At 42.9% G+C, this 22,115-nt stretch carries 24 protein-coding genes; 6 read left to right on the plus strand and 18 right to left on the minus strand.

Annotated features, from left to right (window positions below; translation table 11 throughout):
• Positions 1 to 301: 301 nt before the first annotated feature.
• From M1F63_RS07130 to nrdR, 16 genes are all read right to left on the minus strand, one after another.
• Positions 302 to 1,282, minus strand: coding sequence for an acetylxylan esterase (locus tag M1F63_RS07130; protein ID WP_247941127.1), 981 nt, complete (start codon positions 1,280 to 1,282; stop codon positions 302 to 304).
• A 317-nt stretch (positions 1,283 to 1,599) separates the two neighbouring features.
• Complete coding sequence (gene recG, locus M1F63_RS07135) at positions 1,600 to 3,615, minus strand: ATP-dependent DNA helicase RecG (protein ID WP_247941085.1); 2,016 nt, start codon at positions 3,613 to 3,615, stop codon at positions 1,600 to 1,602.
• Between the two features lie 18 nt (positions 3,616 to 3,633).
• Positions 3,634 to 4,737 carry an alanine racemase gene (gene alr, locus M1F63_RS07140; protein WP_247941086.1) on the minus strand — a complete coding sequence of 368 codons (1,104 nt, stop codon included), beginning with the start codon at positions 4,735 to 4,737 and terminating at the stop codon, positions 3,634 to 3,636.
• Positions 4,727 to 5,089 (minus strand): holo-ACP synthase, encoded by a 363-nt coding sequence (gene acpS, locus M1F63_RS07145; protein WP_049520474.1) that lies wholly within the window; start codon positions 5,087 to 5,089, stop codon positions 4,727 to 4,729. The genes alr and acpS overlap by 11 nt, the downstream gene beginning before the upstream one ends.
• A 44-nt stretch (positions 5,090 to 5,133) precedes the next feature.
• Positions 5,134 to 6,165, minus strand: a complete 1,032-nt coding sequence (locus M1F63_RS07150) for a 3-deoxy-7-phosphoheptulonate synthase (protein WP_247941087.1) — start codon at positions 6,163 to 6,165, stop codon at positions 5,134 to 5,136.
• Between the two features lies 1 nt (position 6,166).
• Complete coding sequence (locus M1F63_RS07155; RefSeq protein WP_247941088.1) at positions 6,167 to 7,198, minus strand: 3-deoxy-7-phosphoheptulonate synthase; 1,032 nt, start codon at positions 7,196 to 7,198, stop codon at positions 6,167 to 6,169.
• Between the two features lie 79 nt (positions 7,199 to 7,277).
• Complete coding sequence (gene secA, locus M1F63_RS07160) at positions 7,278 to 9,791, minus strand: preprotein translocase subunit SecA (protein ID WP_139690196.1); 2,514 nt, start codon at positions 9,789 to 9,791, stop codon at positions 7,278 to 7,280.
• A 115-nt stretch (positions 9,792 to 9,906) separates the two neighbouring features.
• The gene (locus tag M1F63_RS07165) at positions 9,907 to 10,677 is read right to left on the minus strand and encodes a DNA alkylation repair protein (protein WP_247941089.1); all 771 of its coding nucleotides are present in this window, start codon (positions 10,675 to 10,677) and stop codon (positions 9,907 to 9,909) included.
• 143 nt (positions 10,678 to 10,820) lie between these two features.
• On the minus strand, positions 10,821 to 11,111 hold the full coding sequence (locus tag M1F63_RS07170) for a hypothetical protein (RefSeq protein WP_000415958.1): 291 nt from the start codon (positions 11,109 to 11,111) through the stop codon (positions 10,821 to 10,823).
• Positions 11,112 to 11,243: 132 nt separating this feature from the next.
• Complete coding sequence (locus M1F63_RS07175) at positions 11,244 to 11,840, minus strand: LemA family protein (RefSeq protein WP_000812473.1); 597 nt, start codon at positions 11,838 to 11,840, stop codon at positions 11,244 to 11,246.
• A 160-nt stretch (positions 11,841 to 12,000) separates the two neighbouring features.
• Positions 12,001 to 12,867, minus strand: coding sequence for a TPM domain-containing protein (locus tag M1F63_RS07180; RefSeq protein WP_247941090.1), 867 nt, complete (start codon positions 12,865 to 12,867; stop codon positions 12,001 to 12,003).
• Between the two features lie 228 nt (positions 12,868 to 13,095).
• Positions 13,096 to 14,406 (minus strand): ribosome biogenesis GTPase Der, encoded by a 1,311-nt coding sequence (der, locus tag M1F63_RS07185; protein ID WP_247941091.1) that lies wholly within the window; start codon positions 14,404 to 14,406, stop codon positions 13,096 to 13,098.
• Positions 14,407 to 14,419: 13 nt separating this feature from the next.
• Entirely contained in the window at positions 14,420 to 15,133 is a 714-nt protein-coding gene (locus tag M1F63_RS07190) for an NADPH-dependent oxidoreductase (protein WP_247941092.1), read from the minus strand.
• The gene (gene dnaI / locus M1F63_RS07195) at positions 15,130 to 16,026 is read right to left on the minus strand and encodes a primosomal protein DnaI (RefSeq protein ID WP_000446487.1); all 897 of its coding nucleotides are present in this window, start codon (positions 16,024 to 16,026) and stop codon (positions 15,130 to 15,132) included. Before dnaI ends, M1F63_RS07190 begins: the two co-directional genes overlap by 4 nt.
• On the minus strand, positions 16,027 to 17,190 hold the full coding sequence (locus M1F63_RS07200) for a DnaD domain protein (protein ID WP_044020366.1): 1,164 nt from the start codon (positions 17,188 to 17,190) through the stop codon (positions 16,027 to 16,029). It lies immediately after the preceding gene.
• Positions 17,191 to 17,664: a transcriptional regulator NrdR gene (gene nrdR / locus M1F63_RS07205; RefSeq protein ID WP_001203678.1), complete on the minus strand. Its 474-nt coding sequence runs from the start codon at positions 17,662 to 17,664 to the stop codon at positions 17,191 to 17,193. It lies immediately after the preceding gene.
• A gap of 140 nt (positions 17,665 to 17,804) precedes the next feature.
• Here nrdR and M1F63_RS07210 point away from each other — a divergent pair, with 140 nt between their 5' ends.
• The 3 genes from M1F63_RS07210 to M1F63_RS07220 are packed head-to-tail and all read left to right on the plus strand — an operon-like array spanning position 17,805 to position 19,614.
• Positions 17,805 to 18,170, plus strand: a complete 366-nt coding sequence (locus M1F63_RS07210) for a GntR family transcriptional regulator (RefSeq protein ID WP_084873418.1) — start codon at positions 17,805 to 17,807, stop codon at positions 18,168 to 18,170.
• A 4-nt stretch (positions 18,171 to 18,174) separates the two neighbouring features.
• Entirely contained in the window at positions 18,175 to 18,870 is a 696-nt protein-coding gene (locus tag M1F63_RS07215) for an ABC transporter ATP-binding protein (protein ID WP_000173188.1), read from the plus strand.
• Between the two features lie 15 nt (positions 18,871 to 18,885).
• Positions 18,886 to 19,614, plus strand: coding sequence for a hypothetical protein (locus M1F63_RS07220; RefSeq protein WP_247941093.1), 729 nt, complete (start codon positions 18,886 to 18,888; stop codon positions 19,612 to 19,614).
• 31 nt (positions 19,615 to 19,645) lie between these two features.
• Here the strand turns inward: M1F63_RS07220 and M1F63_RS07225 are convergent, their stop codons facing one another.
• On the minus strand, positions 19,646 to 20,341 hold the full coding sequence (locus tag M1F63_RS07225) for an LrgB family protein (protein ID WP_001288950.1): 696 nt from the start codon (positions 20,339 to 20,341) through the stop codon (positions 19,646 to 19,648).
• Complete coding sequence (locus M1F63_RS07230; protein ID WP_000781327.1) at positions 20,338 to 20,712, minus strand: CidA/LrgA family protein; 375 nt, start codon at positions 20,710 to 20,712, stop codon at positions 20,338 to 20,340. The genes M1F63_RS07225 and M1F63_RS07230 overlap by 4 nt, the downstream gene beginning before the upstream one ends.
• Positions 20,713 to 20,908: 196 nt before the next feature.
• Here M1F63_RS07230 and M1F63_RS07235 point away from each other — a divergent pair, with 196 nt between their 5' ends.
• The 3 genes from M1F63_RS07235 to trxA all read left to right on the plus strand — a co-directional run bounded on the left by M1F63_RS07235 (position 20,909) and on the right by trxA (position 21,940).
• Entirely contained in the window at positions 20,909 to 21,289 is a 381-nt protein-coding gene (locus M1F63_RS07235; RefSeq protein WP_070696185.1) for a MarR family winged helix-turn-helix transcriptional regulator, read from the plus strand.
• A 100-nt stretch (positions 21,290 to 21,389) separates the two neighbouring features.
• Positions 21,390 to 21,611, plus strand: coding sequence for a DUF4649 family protein (locus tag M1F63_RS07240; RefSeq protein WP_000570263.1), 222 nt, complete (start codon positions 21,390 to 21,392; stop codon positions 21,609 to 21,611).
• Between the two features lie 14 nt (positions 21,612 to 21,625).
• Complete coding sequence (gene trxA, locus M1F63_RS07245) at positions 21,626 to 21,940, plus strand: thioredoxin (protein ID WP_070696183.1); 315 nt, start codon at positions 21,626 to 21,628, stop codon at positions 21,938 to 21,940.
• Positions 21,941 to 22,115 lie beyond the last annotated feature (175 nt).

Consider the following 22,115-nt stretch of genomic DNA (forward strand, 5'->3'; position numbering starts at 1 on the left):
TTCTTTTTTCTTTAAAAATTTTTATTGTCTCTCAAGAGACAAGTTTTACAAGAAAGTATCCAACTTAATGAGAGCTCCCAATCCTCTCCCATTTTCTGCTGAGCCATTCTTTAAGCATCCAGCAGCCTTTTTCCTCCTTTCACAAGTGACTTTTCCTTTATTATACAATAAAGTCTTATATTTATATCTGTGTTCCTACAGAATAGATTTTACTTTTAAGAATATTTTAATATTTTAAATTTTCTAAAAGTACTTTCAGGTTTTGGACATTAAAAAGAGAGCTCCGGGGCTCTCTCATTCATTATCTTACGTACTTAAAAGGAATTTCACTACCACAGAGCCAGTTATAAACCTGGTCATTGACAAAAACATTCATGGCTTCATGAGCATACTCAGGCATGATGCGATAGGCCTTATCACATGTCAGACGGTTGTATATCGCAAACTGGGTAATAGGATAGCAAACATCGTCGTCCAAGCCTGTAATCATCTTGACCTCACCTTTGATACGATGGGCAAGATTTTTCACATCGATGTAGGCAAGGGTCGCCATGATTTCCTCCTCTGTTTCATGGAAAGGATCGTGGAACTTGAAATAACGGAAGAGTTCATCATAGGCTTCACTGGTATTGCCAATCTCAAGCACTCGTCTAAAGTCTGACAAGAAGGGATAGATGGCAACTGTTTTCTGAATCCGAAGATTGAGCGCTGCTGCAACCAGGGCTAAAGCACCGCCTTGTGAGGCACCATAGCTAGAAAGTCTTTCCTCATCTACCTGTGGCAGACTAGCAACAATTTCGATCAACTGGTAAATATCCAGATAGACATCCTTATAAAAGAGCTGGTCTCGACCTTCAACAGCACCACGGATGATATGCCCCTTCACCGTATTTCCCAAAGGAGAGCGCAAGCCATCTTGCGAGTAACCTGACTGGCCCCGCACATCCATGGAGACAACACCGTAACCAGCTACAGTATAGGCCAGCATGTCGGCCCAGTCCCAACCACGTCCCATATAGCCATGGAAATGGAAGATTAACGGAACTTTCTCCTCACTCTTTGGAAGGACGACACGCGCATAAACCTTGCCTTCATTGGTTCCTTCAAAAGTAAGTTCATAGCACTTGACTTGGGGAATATGGAAATCTCTTTCCTCCAACTGGTAGGCTGGAAGAGATGAAACTTTTTTCACTTCCTCATCCCAGAAAGCATCAAAGTCTTCTGGAACCTCATCCCGTCCTAGATAGGTATTGATTTCTTCTAACAAAGCTGGATTTTTCATAGCATGCTCCTTTAGTTTTGTAATCGCTATCATAACTCTAGCATATCTAGGAAAGCAATGCAAGAAAGAACGGTAAACAGAAAGTGATTTTAGATTCTCTAACTTCAAACAGAGCACCTGAAAGTAGTTTTAAAAATAAAAAGAGCGTTTCCGCTCTCTGTGTATCAATAGGTGCTAGCTCCTTTCTCTAGTTTGACGGTTTGGAATTTCTTTTGGTAGGTTACTTTAATCGTCATGTGAGAGTCCTCGTTTCTTTTTGATGACTCTAGTATAAGATCCAAACCTAAAAGCTAGCTTATAGATTTCTTAGAAAAGGCTTAATCCAGATGTTCTCTCTTTTCTAGGTGGAGAGCAATCATGCGCCATTCTGGATCCTCTTGCCAACCTTCTATCGAACTAATGTAGCTGGCAACCTTTCTGGCTTCTTCTAAAATCGGAAAATCTTCGATAATATCAGCCACTTGAAACTCTGGCAGTCCTGATTGTCTGGTTCCAAAAATCTCACCAGAACCACGCATTTTCAAATCTTCCTCCGCAAGGGCAAATCCATTGGTCGTTTCTGTCATGATGCGCATGCGGTCCTTCCCAGACTCAGTCTTAGGATTAGCCACAAGAACAGCATAGGACTGCTTGTCACCCCGACCCACACGGCCTCTGAGCTGGTGAAGTTGGCTGAGACCGAACCGATCGGCATCCATGATAATCATAACGGTCGCATTGGGAACATTAACCCCAACCTCGATAACCGTTGTCGAAACTAGAATATCCGTTTTTCGCTCTTTGAACTCTTGCATGATCTGGTCTTTTTCGTCACTCTTCATCTTACCATGTAAAAGAGCCACTTCAGCCTTGCCGGCAAAATGAGCTGTCAACTCCTCAGATAAGGCAATGGCGTTTTTCAAGTCCAGAGCTTCAGATTCTTCGATCAAGGGAGAGATGACATAGGCTTGAGAACCTTTTTGGATTTCCCCCTCTAACCAAGTCAAGACCTGAGGCAGCTGCTCATGCTTAATCCAGCGCGTCACAATAGGCTTCCGCCTTGCTGGCATTTGGTCGATAATGGAAACATCCATATCGCCAAAGGCTGTGATAGCCAAGGTTCGTGGAATGGGCGTCGCTGTCATCATGAGAACGTCAGGATTGTCCCCTTTTTCCCTCAGAACACGCCTTTGCCCCACACCAAAACGGTGCTGCTCATCGATGATAATCAAACCAAGACGAGCATAATCAACCCCATCTTGTATCAGAGCGTGTGTTCCGATAATAAAGTCAGCCTCACCCTTGGCAATGGTCTCTAAAACTTCTCTTTTTTCTGCAGCTTTTAAGGAACCTGTCAAGAGAGCCAGTTTCAAGTCTGGAAAAAGGTTCTGTAAACTCTCAAAGTGTTGCTCTGCTAGGATTTCTGTTGGTACCATGAGGGCAGCTTGGTAGCCAGCCGTCACCGCTGCAAACATTGCCAAACCCGCAACCACCGTTTTTCCGCTCCCCACATCCCCTTGTAGGAGACGATTCATGTGGCGGTCCGACTTCATGTCGGTCAATATTTCCCGCAGACTCTTTTCCTGGGCTTGGGTCAGGGCAAAAGGCAGATTTTCTTTAACGGCTGTCACTTTTTCCTGGGACCAATTCAGAACCAGACCGCTTCCCTGAACTCTATTTTCAGACTTGAGTGACTGCAACTGCATTTGGAAATAAAAGAGTTCCTCAAACTTGATACGGCGAAGGGCCTGCTTGTATTCTGCCAAATCCTTAGGAAAATGCATAGCACGGACAGCCTGGCAACGGGACATAAGTTTGTATTTATCCAGCAAAGACTGGGGAAGATTTTCCTCTATCAAGAGGTCCAGTCCCTGATCAAAAGCTGTCTTGATAACCTTGACCAGCCCTGCCTGACTGATTCCTTGAGCCAGACGATAGACAGGCTGGAGGTCATCTTCCACCTGAGCAAGAACCTTCATTCCAGTCAGACTGGCCTTAGCCCTATCCCATTTTCCAAAGACAGCAAGCGTTGCTCCCAATTCTATCTTATCTGCTAAATAAGGCTGGTTAAAGAAGTTCACCGCAAAAACGACTTCTCCCTGCTTAAGACTAAAACGCAGACGATTGCGCTTGAAACCATAATACTGGACACTAGCGGGAGTCACGACTTGACCAGACAGAACCGCCTTCTCGCCATCTTCCAGCTCTAACACCTGCTTGGTCTTGAAGTCTTCGTAACGGAAAGGAAAGTAGAGCAAGAGGTCTTGCAAGTTTTCAATTCCTAGTTTGGCGTATTTCTCTGCTGACTTTGGTCCCACACCAGGCAAGACATGCAAGGGTTGATGTAGATTCATGCTCCACTCCTTTCTTTTTTAATAATATTCTCTCGGAATGCGGTCGCTGAGGAGGCAAACCACCTCATAGTTAATGGTTCCACGGTAGGCAGCTACCTGAGTAGCTGTGATTTCCTTGTCGCCGTTAGAACCAATTAATGTTACTTTTGTTCCTAGCGGATAAATCTTAGGCAGACGAATGGTAATTTGGTCCATAGATACTCGTCCGACGATTGGGCAAGCTTGCCCATCCACCAAGACAGTGAAATTCTGCATGTCACGTGTCCAACCATCCGCATAGCCGATTGGTACCGTCGCAATGACTTGCTCACTATCGACTTGATAAGTTGCTCCATAGCCCATGCAAGCACCAGCTGAAACTGTCTTGACATGAACAAGGGCAGACTCCAAGGTCAAGGCTGGTGTCAAATCATAAGGCAAGTCCAAGACCTCTCCACTTGGATTGAGACCATACATAGCGTCTCCCATACGGACTGCATTGAAAATAGTCTCTGCATGCCAGAGGGTCGTTGCCGAGTTGCTGGCATGAACCAGCTCTGGGACTTCCTTCATACTTGCCAAAATAGCTTTAAATCGTTCTAACTGGGCATTAAAATAGTCATCTGATTCTTCATCTGCAGTAGCAAAGTGGGTAAAAATCCCCTCAACGCGAGCACCATGTTGCTTGAGCAAGTCTTGAGCCTGTTCAGCCTCACCGGCTTCTCTAAAACCAATTCGTCCCATTCCTGAGTCAATCTTGAGGTGGACAGTCAAGCCAGTCAAATCTGCTTCCTTGTCTAAGAGCGCTTGAATCCACTCCAGTCCAGCCACCGTCAAAGTGATGTCGTATTCTTTAGCTAGGCCAATAGCTTCTAACTCAGATACACCTAGAATGAGGATTTTCTTGCTGAGTCCAGCCTGACGAAGTTCAATAGCTTCATCAATATTGGAAACGCAAAAGCCGTCGACATCGTCTTGGATAGCTGTCGCAACAGCTACAGCACCATGTCCATAGGCATTGGCCTTAACCACTGCCCACTTGAGCGTTCCTTCAGGGATATGAGCCCCCATTTGCTGAATATTTTGTCGAATAGCTCCCAGATGAATCCGAGCCTTGGTCGGTCTATGTGGACTAGCTTTCATGATTTTCCTCCAAAATGACACTGGCTGTCACAAACTGATCTGTATGGCTGATCGATAGCCAAATCTTTCCTGAAAATGGTGCCTGACTAAAATAAGGCGCGCCTCGTTCATTGTTCAAAACTTCCAAATCCTGAAAGGTCAGTTTGCCAATTCCTGTCCCCATAGCCTTGGAAAAAGCCTCCTTAGCCGACCAACGACCTGCCAAGTATTCGATTTGTCTGCGCCCTTTGAGACTGGTAAAGCGCTCCATTTCCTTAGTAGTCAGCACCCGCTTGGCAAAGCCATTGTGCCGTGTAACTGCTCGTTCTATCGAAGCCAATTCTTCGATGTCAATTCCGTGTCCAACTATCATACTCATAAAAGGAGCTGAGATTCCCCCAACTCCATCCTTTTCACTTATTTTGTTAAGGTAGTATAAATTTCTTCTACCAAGGCTACTGTATTTTCCCAACCTAGACAAGGGTCAGTTATGGAGCAGCCAAAGACCTCTGGTTGGTTTTGACGACCATCTGCTAGGTAAGATTCGATCATAAAGCCTCGAACCGTCTTTTTAATCTTTTCATTCCAATCACGATTCAGCAAGGCTTGACGAACAATGCGAATTTGTTCCATATACTGCTTGCCAGAATTGTCATGATTGGTATCGATGATAATGAAGGGATTTTCAAGTCCCGTAATCTCATAGCGATTGATGGCATTTAAGAGGGTTTCATAGTAGAAGTTGGGTTCATTTTTGCCGTATTCATTCATGGCGCCACGAAGGATCACGTGGGCCAAAGGATTTCCTGAAGTTTCCACTTCTTGGCCGTGGTAAAGGAAGGTTTGCTTGTTTTGAGCCGCATAGATGGCATTAAACATGACCCCAAGATTTCCAGATGTTGGATTTTTCATCCCAACCGGAGCATCAATCCCAGAGGCTACAAAGCGGTGTTCTTGGTCTTCCACTGAACGAGCCCCTACAGCATGGTAGCTGACCAGATCATCAACCAAAACGAGATTTGACGGATAAAGCATCTCATCAGCTGTCGTCAAGCCCGTTTCGGTAATCACGCGGTAGTGTAGCTGACGAACAGCCTGCAAACCATTGATGAGACTAGGCGCTTCGCTGGTATTTGGTTGATGAATCATTCCCTTATAGCCGTCTCCATTGGTACGAGGTTTAGCCGTATAGACACGCATCACGATAAAGATTTTATCCGCAACTTTTTTCTGCAAGTCTGCTAAGCGACGAGCATATTCAAGCACAGCTTCTTCATTGTCTGAAGAGCACGGTCCCATCACCAAAAGGATTCGGTCGTCCTCACCCGAGATGATGGCTGCCAGCTCTCTATCGCGGGCTTCTTTCTTTCGCAAGACTTCAGGTGACAACTGGGTCGCAGCCTTGATTGCTTCAATATCAATTTCTTGACCTTTTTCGATAAATGCCATCTTATTCTCCTAGCGTTTGGTAGATTTCGCGAACAAGTGCTTCAGTATTGTTCCAGCCGAGACACGGATCTGTAATGGACTTACCAAAAACTTCTGGTTCATTTTGACGTCCATCTTCTAGATAGGACTCAATCATAAAACCACGAACATATTTTTTGATTTTCTCATTCCAGTCACGGTTAATCAAGGTCTGACGAACGATACGGATTTGATCCATGTACTGCTTGCCTGAATTGTCATGATTAGTATCGATGATGATAAAGGGATTTTCCAAGCCCATCTTTTCATACTGATCAATGGTATCCATCAAATTGTCATAGTAGTAGTTGGGAATATTTTTCCCGTATTCATTCAAGGCACCGCGAAGAATGGCGTGGGACAATGGATTCCCTGTTGTTTCCACCTCTTTACCAAGGAAGAGGAAACTCTGTTTATTTTGCGCTGCATAAATCCCGTTAAACATGACATTGAGATTTCCAGATGTGGGATTTTTAAATCCTGTTGAGAAATCTGCTCCACTCGCTACAAAACGGTGCTGTTGATCCTCTACAGAGCGGGCTCCAACAGCCATATAAGAAATCAAATCATCCACCAGCGGAAGATTTTCAGGATAAAGCATCTCATCCGCTGTTGTCATTCCCGTCTCGGTAATCACACGATAGTGCAGTTGGCGAACAGCCTTGATCCCATTGATCAAACTAGGAGCTTCTGTCGCATTTGGCTGATGAATCAAGCCCTTATAGCCATCCCCATTGGTACGAGGTTTAGCTGTATAGACACGCATGACCATAAAAATACGGTCTTTGACCTCTTCTTGCAAAGCAGATAGACGCTTGGCATACTCGAGAACCGCCTCTTCGTTATCAGATGAACATGGTCCTATCACCAAGAGAATACGCTGGTCTTCCCCACGGATGATGGCTTCCAATTCCTGATCACGTTGATTTTTTCTCGCAAGAGCCGCTCCCTCTAATTTAGACAAGGCGCGAACTTCTTCAATGTTAATTTTAGGACTTTTAGCTTTAAATACCATGATTCATCTCCTTATAAAGCAAACGGACACCAAGCAAAAAATGATTTTTACCAGGTATCCGCCTGTATCTTATCTCATATTATTGTCTCTTACCATGACAGTTCTTGAATTTCTTACCTGATCCACATGGGCATTGGTCGTTTCGTCCGATTTGGCTCAAGTCCAAATCTTCTGGAAGGCTTGCCTGCTGCGCTGCGATATTACGAGTCGCAGTTGTACTGATATTGTGTTCAGTTTGAGGACGTTCCTGTTCGTGGATTTGTGCTTTCATCATCAAGCGGGTCACATCGAATTCAATCGATCCAATCATGTCGTTAAACATGCGGAAACCTTCTGCTTGATATTCTACAACTGGGTTGTTTTGAGCATATCCACGAAGACCAACAGCATTTCGCAACTGGTCAAGAGCATCGATATGGTCTGTCCACTTGTTGTCTACAACACGTAGGATCAAGACCTTCTGGAATTCTTTTACTGCATCTTCGTCACGAAGCTTAGCAACTTGGCTGTCATAGACTTTCAAGGCACGTTGGAAAAGTTCATCTTTGATAGCTTGGTCTGACAGACCTGCAAGATCTGAACGGCTAATTGAATCTTCTGGAAGCAAGTTATACTTAGCAAAGTTCAAGATTGCTTCCAGTTTTTCATCTTCTTTCGAACGAGCATGTGCATCTACGATACGTCCAATGGTACGACGAATCATAGCATGGATTTCTGGTGCCAAGTCACGATCTGCAGTAATGACATCATAACGTTGTGCATAGATGATCTCACGTTGTTCTCGCATAACGTCGTCGTATTGAAGGACTTGTTTACGAGTGTCATAGTTATTTCCTTCGACACGTTTTTGAGCTGCTTCAACTTGACGCGTTAACATGCGAGATTCGATGGCTTCGTCAGACATGTTGAGACGTTCAAAGACACCTTTCAAACGTTCTGAACCGAAACGTTTCATCAAATCATCTTCAAGAGACAAGTAGAATTGTGACTCACCTGGGTCTCCTTGACGCCCTGAACGTCCACGAAGCTGGTTATCAATACGGCGACTTTCGTGGCGCTCTGTACCAATGACGCAAAGACCACCAAGTTCACGAACCCCTTCACCAAGCTTGATGTCGGTACCACGACCGGCCATGTTGGTTGCGATGGTAACTGCACCACGTTGACCAGCGTTCATGATGATTTGCGCTTCTCTGTAGTGGTTCTTCGCATTCAAGACTTCGTGAGGAACACCTGCAGCAACCAATTTCTTGGAGAGGAAATCACTCGTTTCAACGGCAACTGTACCTACCAAGACCGGCTGACCTTTTTGGTAACGAGCTTTTACATCTTCAACAACAGCCTTAAATTTCGCATCAAGGCTTGCATAGAGAAGGTCTGAGTGGTCGATACGTTGAATTGGACGGTTAGTTGGGATTGGGATAACACGAATGTTGTAAATTTCACGGAATTCTTCTTCTTCTGTTTTACCAGTACCCGTCATACCTGCCAATTTCTTATACATACGGAAGAGGTTTTGGTAGGTAATAGAAGCTGAAGTCTTGGTCTCGTCTTGGATTGGCACACCTTCTTTTGCTTCGATGGCTTGGTGCAAACCATCAGAGTAACGACGACCTTCCATGGTACGACCTGTAAATTGATCGACGATTAGGATTTCCTGCTCTTCGCTAACCACATAGTCGATATCAAGGATCATGATATAGTTGGCACGAAGGGCATTGTCAACAAAGTGAGTAAGAGCTACATTTTCGATGTCGTATAGATTTTCAAGTTTAAAGTAGCTTTCTGCCTTGTCAATACCAGAATCAGACAAACCGATCGTCTTAGACTGAACGTCAATGATATAGTCGTCCTTGTCCAAAGATTTCACGAAGTGGTCCGCCATATGGTAGAGTTGGCTTGTTTCAACTGCGTTGGCACCTGAAACGATCAATGGTGTACGAGCTTCGTCGATCAAAATCGAGTCAACCTCATCGACCAAGGCATAGTTTAGTGGGCGTTGTACCATGTTTTCTGCACGAACGACCATGTTATCACGAAGGTAGTCGAAACCAATCTCTGAGTTGGTTGAGTAGGTAATATCACAAAGGTAAGCCTCTTTTTTCTCCATTGGAGATTTAGCTGCCAAGTTAATCCCTACTGACAGACCGAGCCATGAGTACAATTCACCCATTTCAGTCGCGTCACGTTCTGTTAGGTATTCGTTGACTGTAACTACGTGAACCCCTTTACCTGCAAGGGCATTGAGGTACACTGGCATAGTCGCTGTCAAGGTCTTCCCTTCACCCGTACGCATCTCTGGAACGTCACCATGGTGAAGAACAATCCCACCCATGACCTGAACCTTATAAGGGAAGAGCCCAAGGACACGTTTTGCAGCTTCACGAACTACTGCAAAAGCCTCATATAGCAATGAATCAAGTGATTCACCCTTGTTGTATCGTTCTTTAAATTCGTCAGTTTTCGCTTTTAGTTCTTCGTCTGACATTGCAGCCATTTGGCTCTCATAGTTAAGAACCTTATCAGCCATCTTTTCCAGACGACGAAGTTCTCCTTTATCATTTTCAATAATCGTTTTTAAAATATTAGCCATGATTTTCCTTACTTTTTATTCTGAATATTTTAGAATGTTCTTTTAATTTTAGCATATTTACCATTATTTTTCAAGAAAGAATCCTTAATTTACAACGGAAAAGGCCAGCTGAAATTCAGCTTTTTTTGCATAAATCTTCTGTGGCTCTTTTTTTGTTTTTTGTTCGAGATGCATGCTTGATAATCCAAGCACAACTTGGACTTAGCTCCCCTTTCTGCCAAGTTTGAAGAATCCTTTCAAACTTATCGGGGGCTTCCTTGTACAAATCATTTAGATTATTGGCTACACTTTTTTGAATAGACTTGTCTCTATCATCTTTTAGATTGGTCAGAATAGTGGTGAAATCCTCAAAATAATCCAATACGACGGTTTGTCTCTTAGCCCAAGGCAGACGGATACGCATGCATTCGCTGGCAAGTCTACGAACACGCAAATTTTCATCCCGACTCCATTCTAATAGCAAAGTCATTGTAGCCTTAGGATAGCGAGCCAGCAAAGGTCTCATAGAAAATTCTCCAGTAAATCGCTTGGTTAGTTCCTTACTAAAGGCCGCGCTCAATTCAAATTCCTTATTCCCATATAGCTCTACATATTTTCCGATTGGCCAAAGCCAATATCCTTCTGAGAACATACCTAAACCACCCTCTAACTCAGGACCCAAAATTTTCTCAAAAACCTTGAGAGAGTCCTGATAAGATAAGGGAAGACATTCTTTGATACTTCTAGCCAAGAGTTCTTGACGCTGGCTAAACTCCAACTCTTCCAAGTCTTTTTCTACCAACAACCTAAACTTTCGCTCATCAAAGGCAGGGGACGCTTCTTTCAACCGTCGACTCAAATCACTAGCATAAGCCAAGTCATAATAATCTTTTACTTTTTTAGCCATTTTCAAATCCCTTAATCTTCTTTTTACGGGACTTATTATATCATACAGACAGCCCGTCAACAAAATTATTTTCATATCTCCAACTATTTTAACAAGGAAGAAAAAAGGACTAGAAGCTAGTCTAGTCCTTCATTTTTTAATGTTTAATTTCCCAAGAATACAGGCAATATCCCAAAATACCAAAAGAGATTGATCCAGAAGGCCAAGCAAAAGATGATGCCAAAGATGAGAAGACTGATTTTTTTAATCAGCACCGAGTATAGGATGGATAAAACTCCAAAAACCACAAAGAGTTTTTTCATAACGAAATAATATACTGAAACTCCTCCGATTTGCCAATCCCAAGGAAGGAAAAACATGAGGAACCAGAGAAGGCAAATCGTAAGAATATATCTCTTGTAGTGCGCTTCAAGAAAGGCTTTTGTTTTCTCCATAGCAAACCTCCATTTGAGTCACTGTCTCTTCCCTTTTATTATACCAAAAAAACCTGGAAAAAGCTTTCCAGGTTTGAGTTTGAAATCACTAGTCATACTAGAGAAATTCCTTTATTCATAGGCTGATTCACTTTATTGACTGGATGAAGATGTTCCAAAATCGACCTTAGGAACTGTCTTGGCTTCTTCTGTTTCTTTGAAGGTTTCCGCTTCTTTAAAGTTCATCATATTCGCAAAGAGCACGGTTGGAAAACTTCTCAACTTTTGATTGTACTCGGCTGCGACTTTATTATAATCCTTGCGTGCTACAAAGATACGATTTTCACTGCCTGAAAGTTCGACCATTAGTTGCTCAACATTTTGATTGCTCTTGAGTTCTGGATAATTCTCCGTCAAGGAAATCAAGCGGGAAAGAGCAGAGCTCAACTCTCCCTGAGCCTTTTGGTTTTCTTCCGATGTCACTGAGCTACTACCGATTTTAGCTCTAGCATCCGCAATCTTGGTAAAGACTTCGGTTTCATGATTCATTTGTCCTTTAACGGACTCCACCAAGTTACCAATCAAGTCCGAACGACGTTGGAGGGCTGTCGAGACATCGGCCTGAGCCTGCTCCACTTTAGTCTGTTCACCAACCAGACCATTATAGGTCGTCACTGCGGAACAACTTCCCAGAACTAGTAGTCCAAAAAAGATCGCCACTATTGAGAGAATTACTTTATTTTGTTTCATATCAAAACCTTAACACTTTCTTTTATCAACTTTTCTGAGATAGGACTCAGATTTTAAATCAATTTCCCAAACTTTGTTTTTATTTTTAATTAAGGAGTGAACTCTTGCAAAGGAGTCACCTTACTGTATGGAGAAATCGGTTTGAGCAATATATGATCACTCACCAGTCATCAGACGAACCACCGCCATCAAAGCCACCGCCGTCCCAGCCTCCAGATGAGTCGGAGCCTGAGTCAGACCAAGAGGAGCCCGAATCAGACCAAGAGGAACCTGAGTCTGATGAGTCACCGCCCCACCAGCCACCGCCAGAATCATCTCCACGTGAACCACGACCACCAAATAGAAATCCGATAATCATCACGATGAAGTAAATGAGAACTCCAAATACGATAACTCCGTCGCTCGAACTGCTTTTTCGATGACGTCTCGAAGAACTACTCTCACCAGCATACCTTTCAAGTTCCCTTAAGCGACTAGAGTTGGTGGTATAGTCGTAACTACTTTTAGAACTTGAAGCACTTGTACTCAATCCACTATAGAACATGTAGTTGAGATTATTGACTATTGAGAGAACACCCTTGTTATAGTCACCATTTTTAAAGTAAGGGCGTGCTGTTTTCAAAAATCTATTGGTCTGATAGTCCGTGATCTTACTGGCCACATTATTACTGGTTTCAATCCGTGATTTTCTATCCTCAACAGCGACCACAATCAAGGCGCCGTTGTTGTCTCCCGAGTAGCCAATCTTCCAAGCTCTAGCTGTTTCGTTAGCTACAGTTTCGATTGTTTCTCCATCCAGGCTTTTCACAACGTAAACGCCCATCTGGAATTTTTCCGATTTTTTACTATTTACATTATTCAATTCCCGAATCTGACTTATAGTCTCATCCGTTAAATAATGATCCGGGTCATAGATCCCGTACTCAGGTTTTTCAGGTGCTGTGAATGCTGACAAGAAGAGAAAGACCATTAGCAACCCAAGCAAGCGAACCAACAAACTATGTTTAAATAATCTGCTTTTTTTCATAATAACCTCCCTGATAAAGGAAAATTGATTTAAGGAATTATAGCATTTTGATTTTTACAAAAAAAGTGCATTTTCATTACAAATAGATTACAAAAACTAGGAAAATGATTGAAATTTGATGACAGATTCTCCTCCAATTTGGCAGGTTCTTTTCTCCCCTTTTAGTATAGAAAAAAGAAGACTATGAAGTCTTCTTTTAGTTTATTTTTGTAGAAAAACAAGCAAGGGTTACTTGCGTTTTCTTGCAATCAAGTGAATCGGTGTTCCCTCAAAGGCAAAGGCCTTGCGGATTTGATTTTCTAAGAAACGCAAGTAAGAGAAGTGCATGAGTTCTTCTTCATTGACAAAGATGACAAAGGTTGGTGGCTTGATTGCCACTTGGGTAGCGTAGAAAATCTTGAGGCGTTTCCCTTTGTCTGTCGGTGTTGGATTGATGGCAATGGCATCCATAATCACATCGTTCAAAACTGCTGAAGGAATACGGGTGTTTTGGCTTTCACTGATTTGCTTAGTCATCTCAGGCAGTTTATGGAGACGTTGCTTGGTCAAAGCTGATACAAAGACAATCGGTGCATAAGGCAAATATTGGAACTGCTCACGAATATCCTCTTCCCATTTTTTCATGGTGTGGTTGTCTTTCTCAAGAGTATCCCACTTATTGACAACGATGATCATCCCTTTACCGGCTTCGTGGGCAAAACCTGCGATACGCTTGTCGTACTCGCGAATACCTTCTTCTGCATTGAGGACCATCAAGACCACATCAGAACGGTCAATGGCTCGCATGGCTCGCATGACAGAATATTTCTCCGTATTTTCATAGACTTTACCAGACTTACGCATACCAGCCGTATCAATCATGGTAAACTCTTGTCCATCAGCATCTGTAAAATGAGTGTCAATGGCATCGCGCGTTGTTCCAGCTACTGGACTAGCAATCACACGGTCTTCACCCAAAATGGCGTTGATCAAACTTGATTTTCCAACGTTTGGACGACCAATTAAGCTGAATTTAATGACATCTGGATTTTCTTCTTCGACTTCATGTGGTAGATTTTCCACGATGGCATCCAGTACATCACCCGTACCAATACCGTGGACAGATGAAATTGGCAACGGTTCACCTAAGCCTAGTGCATAGAAATCAAAGATATCATTTCGCATCTCAGGATTGTCAACCTTGTTAACTGCTAGGATAACAGGCTTATGGGTTTTATAGAGTTTGCGAGCTACGTACTCGTCCGCATCTGTAATCCCTTCTTTACCAGAAACGACAAAGACGATGACATCTGCTTCTTCCATAGCAATTTCTGCCTGGTGTTTGATTTGTTCCATGAAGGGAGCATCGACATCGTCAATCCCTCCAGTATCAATCATACTGAAAGAACGGTTGAGCCACTCACCCGTTGCATAGATACGGTCACGTGTCACACCCTCGACATCTTCTACGATTGAGATTCGCTCACCAGCGATTCGGTTAAAGAGGGTCGATTTCCCAACATTGGGACGCCCTACAATGGCAACAGTTGGTAAGGCCATGTTTTCTCACTTTCTACAATAACTTTTTCTGTTCTAGATTTTTCCGAGTTGAACTAGGTTCGGCTTGACCAAACTGCTCTGCCAAACGCTGACTCCAAGAGGTTGTCGCACGCGCACCAGCATAGTCTGCCTGAACTTTATCATAGTCCAAAATCGCTTTAACTGGCTGTTTTTGGTATTCTTCTTCAAATACCACTTGGTTCAAAGGCAGTCTTGGTTTGACATCATGTTGTTGATTTGGCACACCGAGGGCAATCCCAAAAACGGGATAGGTATAGTCAGGCAAGTTAAAAAGCGCAGCCACTTCTTCCGACTTGTAACGGACCAAACCGATAATCATACCACCATATCCCAGACTCTCAGCCGCAAGCAAGGTATTTTGCCCAGCAAGCGCAGCATCCACAGATGTGATGAGGAGACCTTCCACTCCTTGGGGTTGGAAAGTGTCCGTATGAAGGCTTGCTCCCTTTTCCGCTCGATTCAAGTCACCAACAAAGAGCAAAAAGGCTGCTGATTGGCGAATGGCTTCCTGAGGGACCAATTCATATAGGGCATCTTTCTTCTCTTGATTGCGCACAAGAATCACAGAGTAGGATTGGAAATTTTTCCAAGATGATGCCATTTGTCCAGCAGTCAAAATCTCTTCCAAGTCTGCTTGAGGAATTTCTTCCTCCTTAAAGCGACGAACTGAAGTATGAGCTTTCATCAGTTTAATGGTTTCTGTCATCGGCGATTTTCTCCTTCTAGTCTCGTTTCCTCAGCCAAATAACGGATTCGTTCCATGACCCGTCTAGCTTCCCAAGTCTCGTCATTTCCATTCTTTCCTTTGGCAAAATGTTTTTCCAAATCTTGGAAATTAAAGTTGGAAGTAAAGAAAGTTGGCAAATCTTCCTGCATGCGGTACTGAAGAATGACTTGGAGAATCTCATCACGTACCCAAGGTGTCGACTGCTCTGCACCAATATCATCCAAGACCAGGACCTCTGCTAACTTGATGTCATCCACCAAGGTCTTCACAGATCCTTCACCGATGGCATTTTTCACATCAATGACAAAACTTGGATAATGGAGAATGGTCGTTGATGCCCCACGTTTTTCAGATAGGTCATGAGCTAAGGCTGCCATCATAAAACTCTTACCAACACCAAAATCTCCGTAAAGATAGAGGCCTTTTCGGATACTAGGGTAAAGGTCAACAAAGGAATAGAGTCTCTCAAAAATCGGTAAACGTCCTAGATCATCCAGGTCAATCTGAGCCAACTTCGCTTTCTTAAGGCTTGCTGGTAGATTGATCAACTTGAGACGATTCTTGATTGCCGCCTCTTTTTCAGCCGCGATTAGTTCTGGTGTTTCTTCATAAGACACATCCGCATATCCGTGATTCATAACCAAGATAGGCTTGTAGCCACGCGCTATATAGTCCGCATCCCCACGAAGAAACTTGTCCCGTTCTGTGATATATTGGTTGAACTTGGAGATGCTACGATTCAACTCCTCTGGGCTGAGGGATTCTTTCTGGATAAAAGCCGCTACATCTGGGTCTTTCATAATCTGCTGGACTAGGTCCTGATACTGAAAACGACTCGTCTGACGTTTGATAACGTCACCAACACTTTCCATCTAGTCTCCTCCTTCTTCTAATCGGGCTAACATTTCTTGTTTTTTACGTTCTAGTTCCAGACGAGTTTCCTCACTGGTTTGATTCTTGTATTCTGGATTGCTCCACTTGGGAACATTGGTCTTAGTCGAGCTAGTTTTCGATTTCTGGTCTTCCTGCCCTCTTTGCTGACGCTCTCGAATCCGAAGCACAGCTTCTTCTGCTGTCCGAATTTTTTGGTAAGCATAGTCATTTGCGACCTTCATGGCATATTTTTCATTGACATTAGCCGAATCAACCTTGTTAAAGGTTAGAAGCAAGACGATATTGATGACTTCGTCCAGCAAGCTTAAAGACGCCATCTGGTGAAGGAGTTCTCGCTCACTCTGGGTGATGTTCCCCTTACGCGTTTGCTTGATTTCCGCTAAAAATTGTAGGGGAGTTTTATTTTTGGCTTCCCTGATAATGGTCATTTCTTTGGGGCTAAAGTCAGAAGTAGCTGGTTTTTGTGCTATCTTTTCACGCATGCGTTTGACAGAAATAACCTGAGCTACAGCTGTCGCCTTAGCTAATTGATAGGTTTCAAACCAGGTCCACTTTTTTTCATCTGCGATGGCAAACAATTCCAAAACATCCGCCTGCTCGTCTTCAAAACGCAAGCCATCTCGAGCCATCAGCTGCTGGAAATGTTCCAAGTCAAAATCATTTTTTAACTTGCTTTTAGACTCGCTTGGTGTCACTTCTTCAGTCAGGGTTGGAAAGACTTGACTCAAAGAAACAGAGAGTGCTTCTCCCTCACTTGGAGCCTGCTTCATAGCAGAAACAGCTGTATCCCCAATCTTTTTCTCTAATAATCTGCTATAGACAGAATGGCTTAGAAATTCTTGACTGGAGAGGGGAGAATGAAGCTGTAATTCATAAGTTTCTCCCCTTTGATAAAGGGTCAACAGATCTAAGGCAGATAAGACTTTGAAGGATTGGAGCAAGGTCGGCATGCCAAAGTTTAAGTGGTTGAGGATGTGGGAAAAGAGGTGTTCCTTTTGTCCACCATCCCAAAAGGTAATGGCATATAGATAGAGGCTCAGCGCCTCCTGACCGATAATCGGGAGGTAGCACTGCACCAGAGAAGAGGTATCTTGCGACACCCGATTATTCTTTAGAAAAGAAAAACGGTCATTTGGTTTCATCTATTTTTCCTTTTTCTTCTTAGAGGACTGGGTGATTTGCTGGAGCAGACTCTCCAACTCACTCACATCCTTAAAGCTACGATAAACACTGGCAAAACGAACATAGGTAATCTCATCCAGCTCCGCCAATTCTTCCATGACTAAAGAACCAATATATTCACTTTGGATCTCATTCTCACTGCGACTACGGAGTTTTTGCTCGATGCGATTGACCACCATGTTGATTTCATCACTTGACACAGGACGCTTCTGGGCTGAGCGGATAATCCCATTAAAGATTTTATCTCTCGAAAATTGTTCTCGCGTACCGTCTTTTTTGACAACAACCAGCGTTCTTTCTTCTACTCGTTCATAGGTTGTAAAACGATGCTGACACTCGTCGCACTCACGTCTTCGACGGATGGTATTTCCTTCTTCGGCTTGTCGACTATCAACAACACTAGACTTGGTAGCCCCACATTTTGGACAACGCATGCATTTCCCTCCTTGTCGTTTTCTTTTCATTATACCATTTTTTGTGCAATTCCCAAAACAATTCTTATTTTTACTTGACAAGTTTTTTGTTTTATTGTATTATTTAATTAGAACAACAAGCGTAAAGAAAGGAGACTATGATGTCCTGGTCATTTGATAATACAAAACCGATTTATTTACAGATTATGGAAAAAATCAAACTACAGATTGTTTCCCATGAACTGGAACCTAACCAACAGCTCCCAACCGTGAGAGATTTGGCGAGCGAGGCTGGGGTCAATCCTAATACCATTCAGCGCGCCTTGTCTGACCTTGAACGTGAAGGATTTGTATACAGCAAGCGGACAACTGGTCGTTTTGTCACCGAGGATTTGGACCTCATCGTTCAGTCCCGCAAACAACTTTCCGAGGAGCAACTGCAACAATTCGTCTCTTGCATGCTTCAATTTGGCTACAAAAAAGAAGAACTGCCAAATGTATTAAGCGACTATATTAAAGGAGTTTAAGACTATGACACTACTAGCACTTGAAAATGTAACAAAATCATATGGAGCAACTGCGGCACTTGACAATATCTCACTAGAAATCTCAGCTGGAAAGATTGTCGGGCTCCTTGGACCAAACGGATCCGGAAAAACAACCTTGATCAAACTGATTAATGGCCTCCTTCAACCAAATAAAGGACGTGTCCTCATTAACGGACAGGATCCAAGTCCTGCTACCAAGGCGATCGTCTCCTATCTACCAGATACAACCTACCTCAATGAAGAGATGAAGGTTAAGGATGCTCTAACCTATTTTAAAACCTTCTATCAGGATTTCAATCTCGAAAGGGCCCAACACCTTTTAGCTGATCTCGGTATTGATGAAAACAGTCGCCTCAAGAAACTATCAAAAGGGAACAAGGAAAAGGTCCAACTCATCTTGGTTATGAGTCGTGAAGCTCGCCTCTACGTTCTCGACGAACCAATCGGAGGTGTGGATCCGGCTGCCCGTGACTATATCCTCAATACCATCATCAACAACTACTCACCAACCTCTACGGTGCTGATTTCAACCCACTTGATTTCAGATATTGAGCCAATCTTGGATGAGATCATCTTCCTCAAAGACGGAAAAGTCGTCCGCCAAGGAAATGTTGATGATATTCGTTACGAGTCAGGTGAATCAATTGACCAGCTCTTCCGCCAGGAATTTAAAGCCTAAGCAAAGGAGATTATTATGTTTTGGAATCTAGTTCGTTATGAATTTAAAAATGTCAATAAATGGTATCTGGCACTCTACGGTGCTGTACTTGCAATTTCAGTTTTGATTGGAGCTTTTATTAGCAGTCTTAGCCAGAGTTACAATCCTAACAATGCTGCTTATTTCATCTTCTTTTTAGTACTAGTCTTTGGAGGACTCAGCGTCACTCTTTGGATTGCAACAATCTTTTTAATCATCCGAAGATTCAAGGGGAGTGTTTATGACCGCCAAGGGTACTTGACCTTGACCTTGCCTGTCTCCGAGCACCAAATCATCATCGCAAAACTTTTAGGTGGTCTTGTCTGGTCCATCTTAGGCTATATCGTCTTTATCTTGAGTATATTGATTATCATCTTCTTAACACCAATTGAAAAAGACTTCACTGCCCTCTACAACTTCATTTCCCCTTATCTCAGCTACGGCTGGCTGTATGCCCTATCACTGTTTGTCGGGTCAATCGCATGGATTTTGTCCATTTACCTCTCCATCTCTATCGGGCAACTCTTTAACGAATATCGAACAGCTATGGGAATTTTAGCCTATATCGTCATTGCCATCGTCATTGGTTATGTTTCTCTCTTCTTAAGAGTTGACAATGACTTTAACGTGATGGCTGGTACAGAAATCTTGCGCGATCTCTTTTTATCAGCTATCTACTATCTCGGTACCTACTATATCTTGAAAAACAAGGTTAATTTGCAATAAAAAATGCCCAGCTAGAAAGCTGGGTTTTTCTTTAACTCAATATCAAACTAGCTACGATGGGGCTTACAAATACGTAGAGAATACCAGTAATACCGATAGCCAAGCCACCCATGGCTCCTGCTACTGAGCCATATCGGAAGGCTGTTCCTGTTCCAACTGCGTGACCTGTTCCACCAAGGGAAAGACCAACAGCTACTGGATCGTCTATTTTCAACCACTTCAAAAGGGTTGGTCCGATGACACTGGTTAAAATCCCAGTTGCCACAACAACAACCACGGTCACAGTCGTCAAACCTTGCAATTTTTCTGTGATTCCCTCTGCCATGGCTGTCGTCACTGACTTGGGAAAGAGAGAAATGGCTAGGAAAAAGTCCATGCCAAAGATTTTCGCAACTAAGGCCGTAAAACTAGTATTGACGATCACTGCTAGCAGACTACCAAAGAGAATACTTCGAGCATGGTGCTTCATCAGATGAAAACTCTTATAAAGCGGAATCCCTAAAGCCACTGTTGACGGAACAATCAAATTGTTCAGATAAACCCCACCTTGATAGTAGTCTTGGTAAGAAATACCAGTCACCTTTAGAAAAATAATGATAAAAACAGCCGACAAAAGCAAGGGCGTTGTCAAAGGATGGGGAAAACGTCTATAAATCAACATCCCCACTAGATAAGCAAGGATAGACAGGGCAAGTCCAAACAGGGGATTGGAAACAAATTCACTCATTTGGCATCTCCTTTCTCATAATCTCCCTCAAATCGTCTCTTGATGAACTGAACTACCACTGCTATGAGGATAATATTGATGACAGCCGCAAAAAAGACAATCAAGACGATGGGCAAGAGATAGGGAGCAATCACATCAAACTTTTCCATGATACCTACTGCTGGTGGCAAAAAGAGAATGGTCATGTTGGCCAGCAAGAAATTCCCGACCATATTGACATGCCTGGTCCTTAGCCACTTGAACTGTAAGGCTAGAAAGAGAATAATCAAACCGATAATACTGCCTGGGATAGGCAGATGAAAGAAACTAGAAATTCCCTCTCCGATAAGAGAAATCACAAAGAGAATCATTAATTGAACATATAATTTCATTCTAAACTCCACGAAATAGACTTCTTGCATATCAGTTTACTCTTTTTTCAGAAAATTTCAAGGAAATATTGCAATTCTTCTCTCTTGCACGGATTAGTTAAAAGTAGTATAATCATTGCATGCGCAATCATCTTGTATTGCAGAAACAGTCACTAATGACTTTGTGATTTTTACTTTGAAAAGAAAGGAGAAAGCAATGACCTACTTAGAAAAATGGTTTGACTACAACCGCCATCAAAAAGAAATGGAAGCCTTGTTGGAAGAAACTATTGCCCAGCAGAGTGAACAAAGGCTGAACTTGAAAGAGTTTTACCTGCTCTACTATTTGGATCTAGCCGATGAAAAATCCTTACGACAGATTGATTTACCCGATAAACTCCATCTCAGTCCGAGCGCTGTTTCGCGAATGGTGGCCCGCCTGGAAGAGAAAAACTGTGGTCTGCTTAGTCGCCGATGTTGCGATCAGGATAGACGGGCTAGCTTTATCTGTCTGACTGACGAGGGACAAACAACCCTAGCTTACCTGCAAAAAGCCGTCGAAGAAAGACTGGAAATGAGTCTTGATTTCATTTCTTAATCAGATTTTCAGAAAAAGTTGCGTGCGCAATCATTTTTCTTGACATTCCTCTTTTCAAGGAGTACAATAAAGTCAAGATCAAACAACAAAGGAGTTTTATATGATCGAAATTACCTATCTAGACGCCAGCAAGCAAGAGAGAACCATGACTTTCGAGTCATACCAAGACTTTGAACGTTCGCAACATGCCTGCCTCATCGGCGTCGCGGATTACTATACTGTCCAAAAATTAACCTACAATGGTCATGACTTGGACTACCATGGGACTTATGGAGATGTCTTCTTCTATCTCATGAAACAAGATTTAAGCCAATATAATTAAAAAGGAGAAATACAATGGTAAAAGCAATTACAGATGCAACATTTGAACAAGAAACAAAAGACGGTTTGGTCTTGGTAGACTTCTGGGCAACTTGGTGTGGTCCATGTCGTATGCAAGGTCCAATCTTGGACAAATTGTCTGAAGAACTTTCAGAAGATGTCTTGAAAATCGTTAAAATGGACGTCGATGAAAATCCAAACACAGCTCGTGCTTTTGGAATCATGTCTATCCCAACTCTTCTCTTCAAAAAAGACGGTCAAGTGGTGAAACAAGTTGCAGGTGTTCATACTGCAGAACAAATCAAAGCCATCGTTGCTGAATTGAGCTAATCAAATGAGAGACCAAGTACTTTATTTGGTCTCTTTTTTCCTGCCCTTTGCCATTTTTCAAAAAATATGCTAGACTGTAGATAGAATATTACGATGTTTGGGACATGCCATCGCTAAAAAAAACCTCTACTTGGTATTTTTTAGCTCCCCTCAAGGGAGCTTTTTGCGTGCTCTG

Origin of the sequence: Streptococcus oralis, assembly GCF_023109155.1 — a bacterium.
Classification (GTDB): Bacteria; Bacillota; Bacilli; order Lactobacillales; family Streptococcaceae; genus Streptococcus; species Streptococcus oralis_BZ.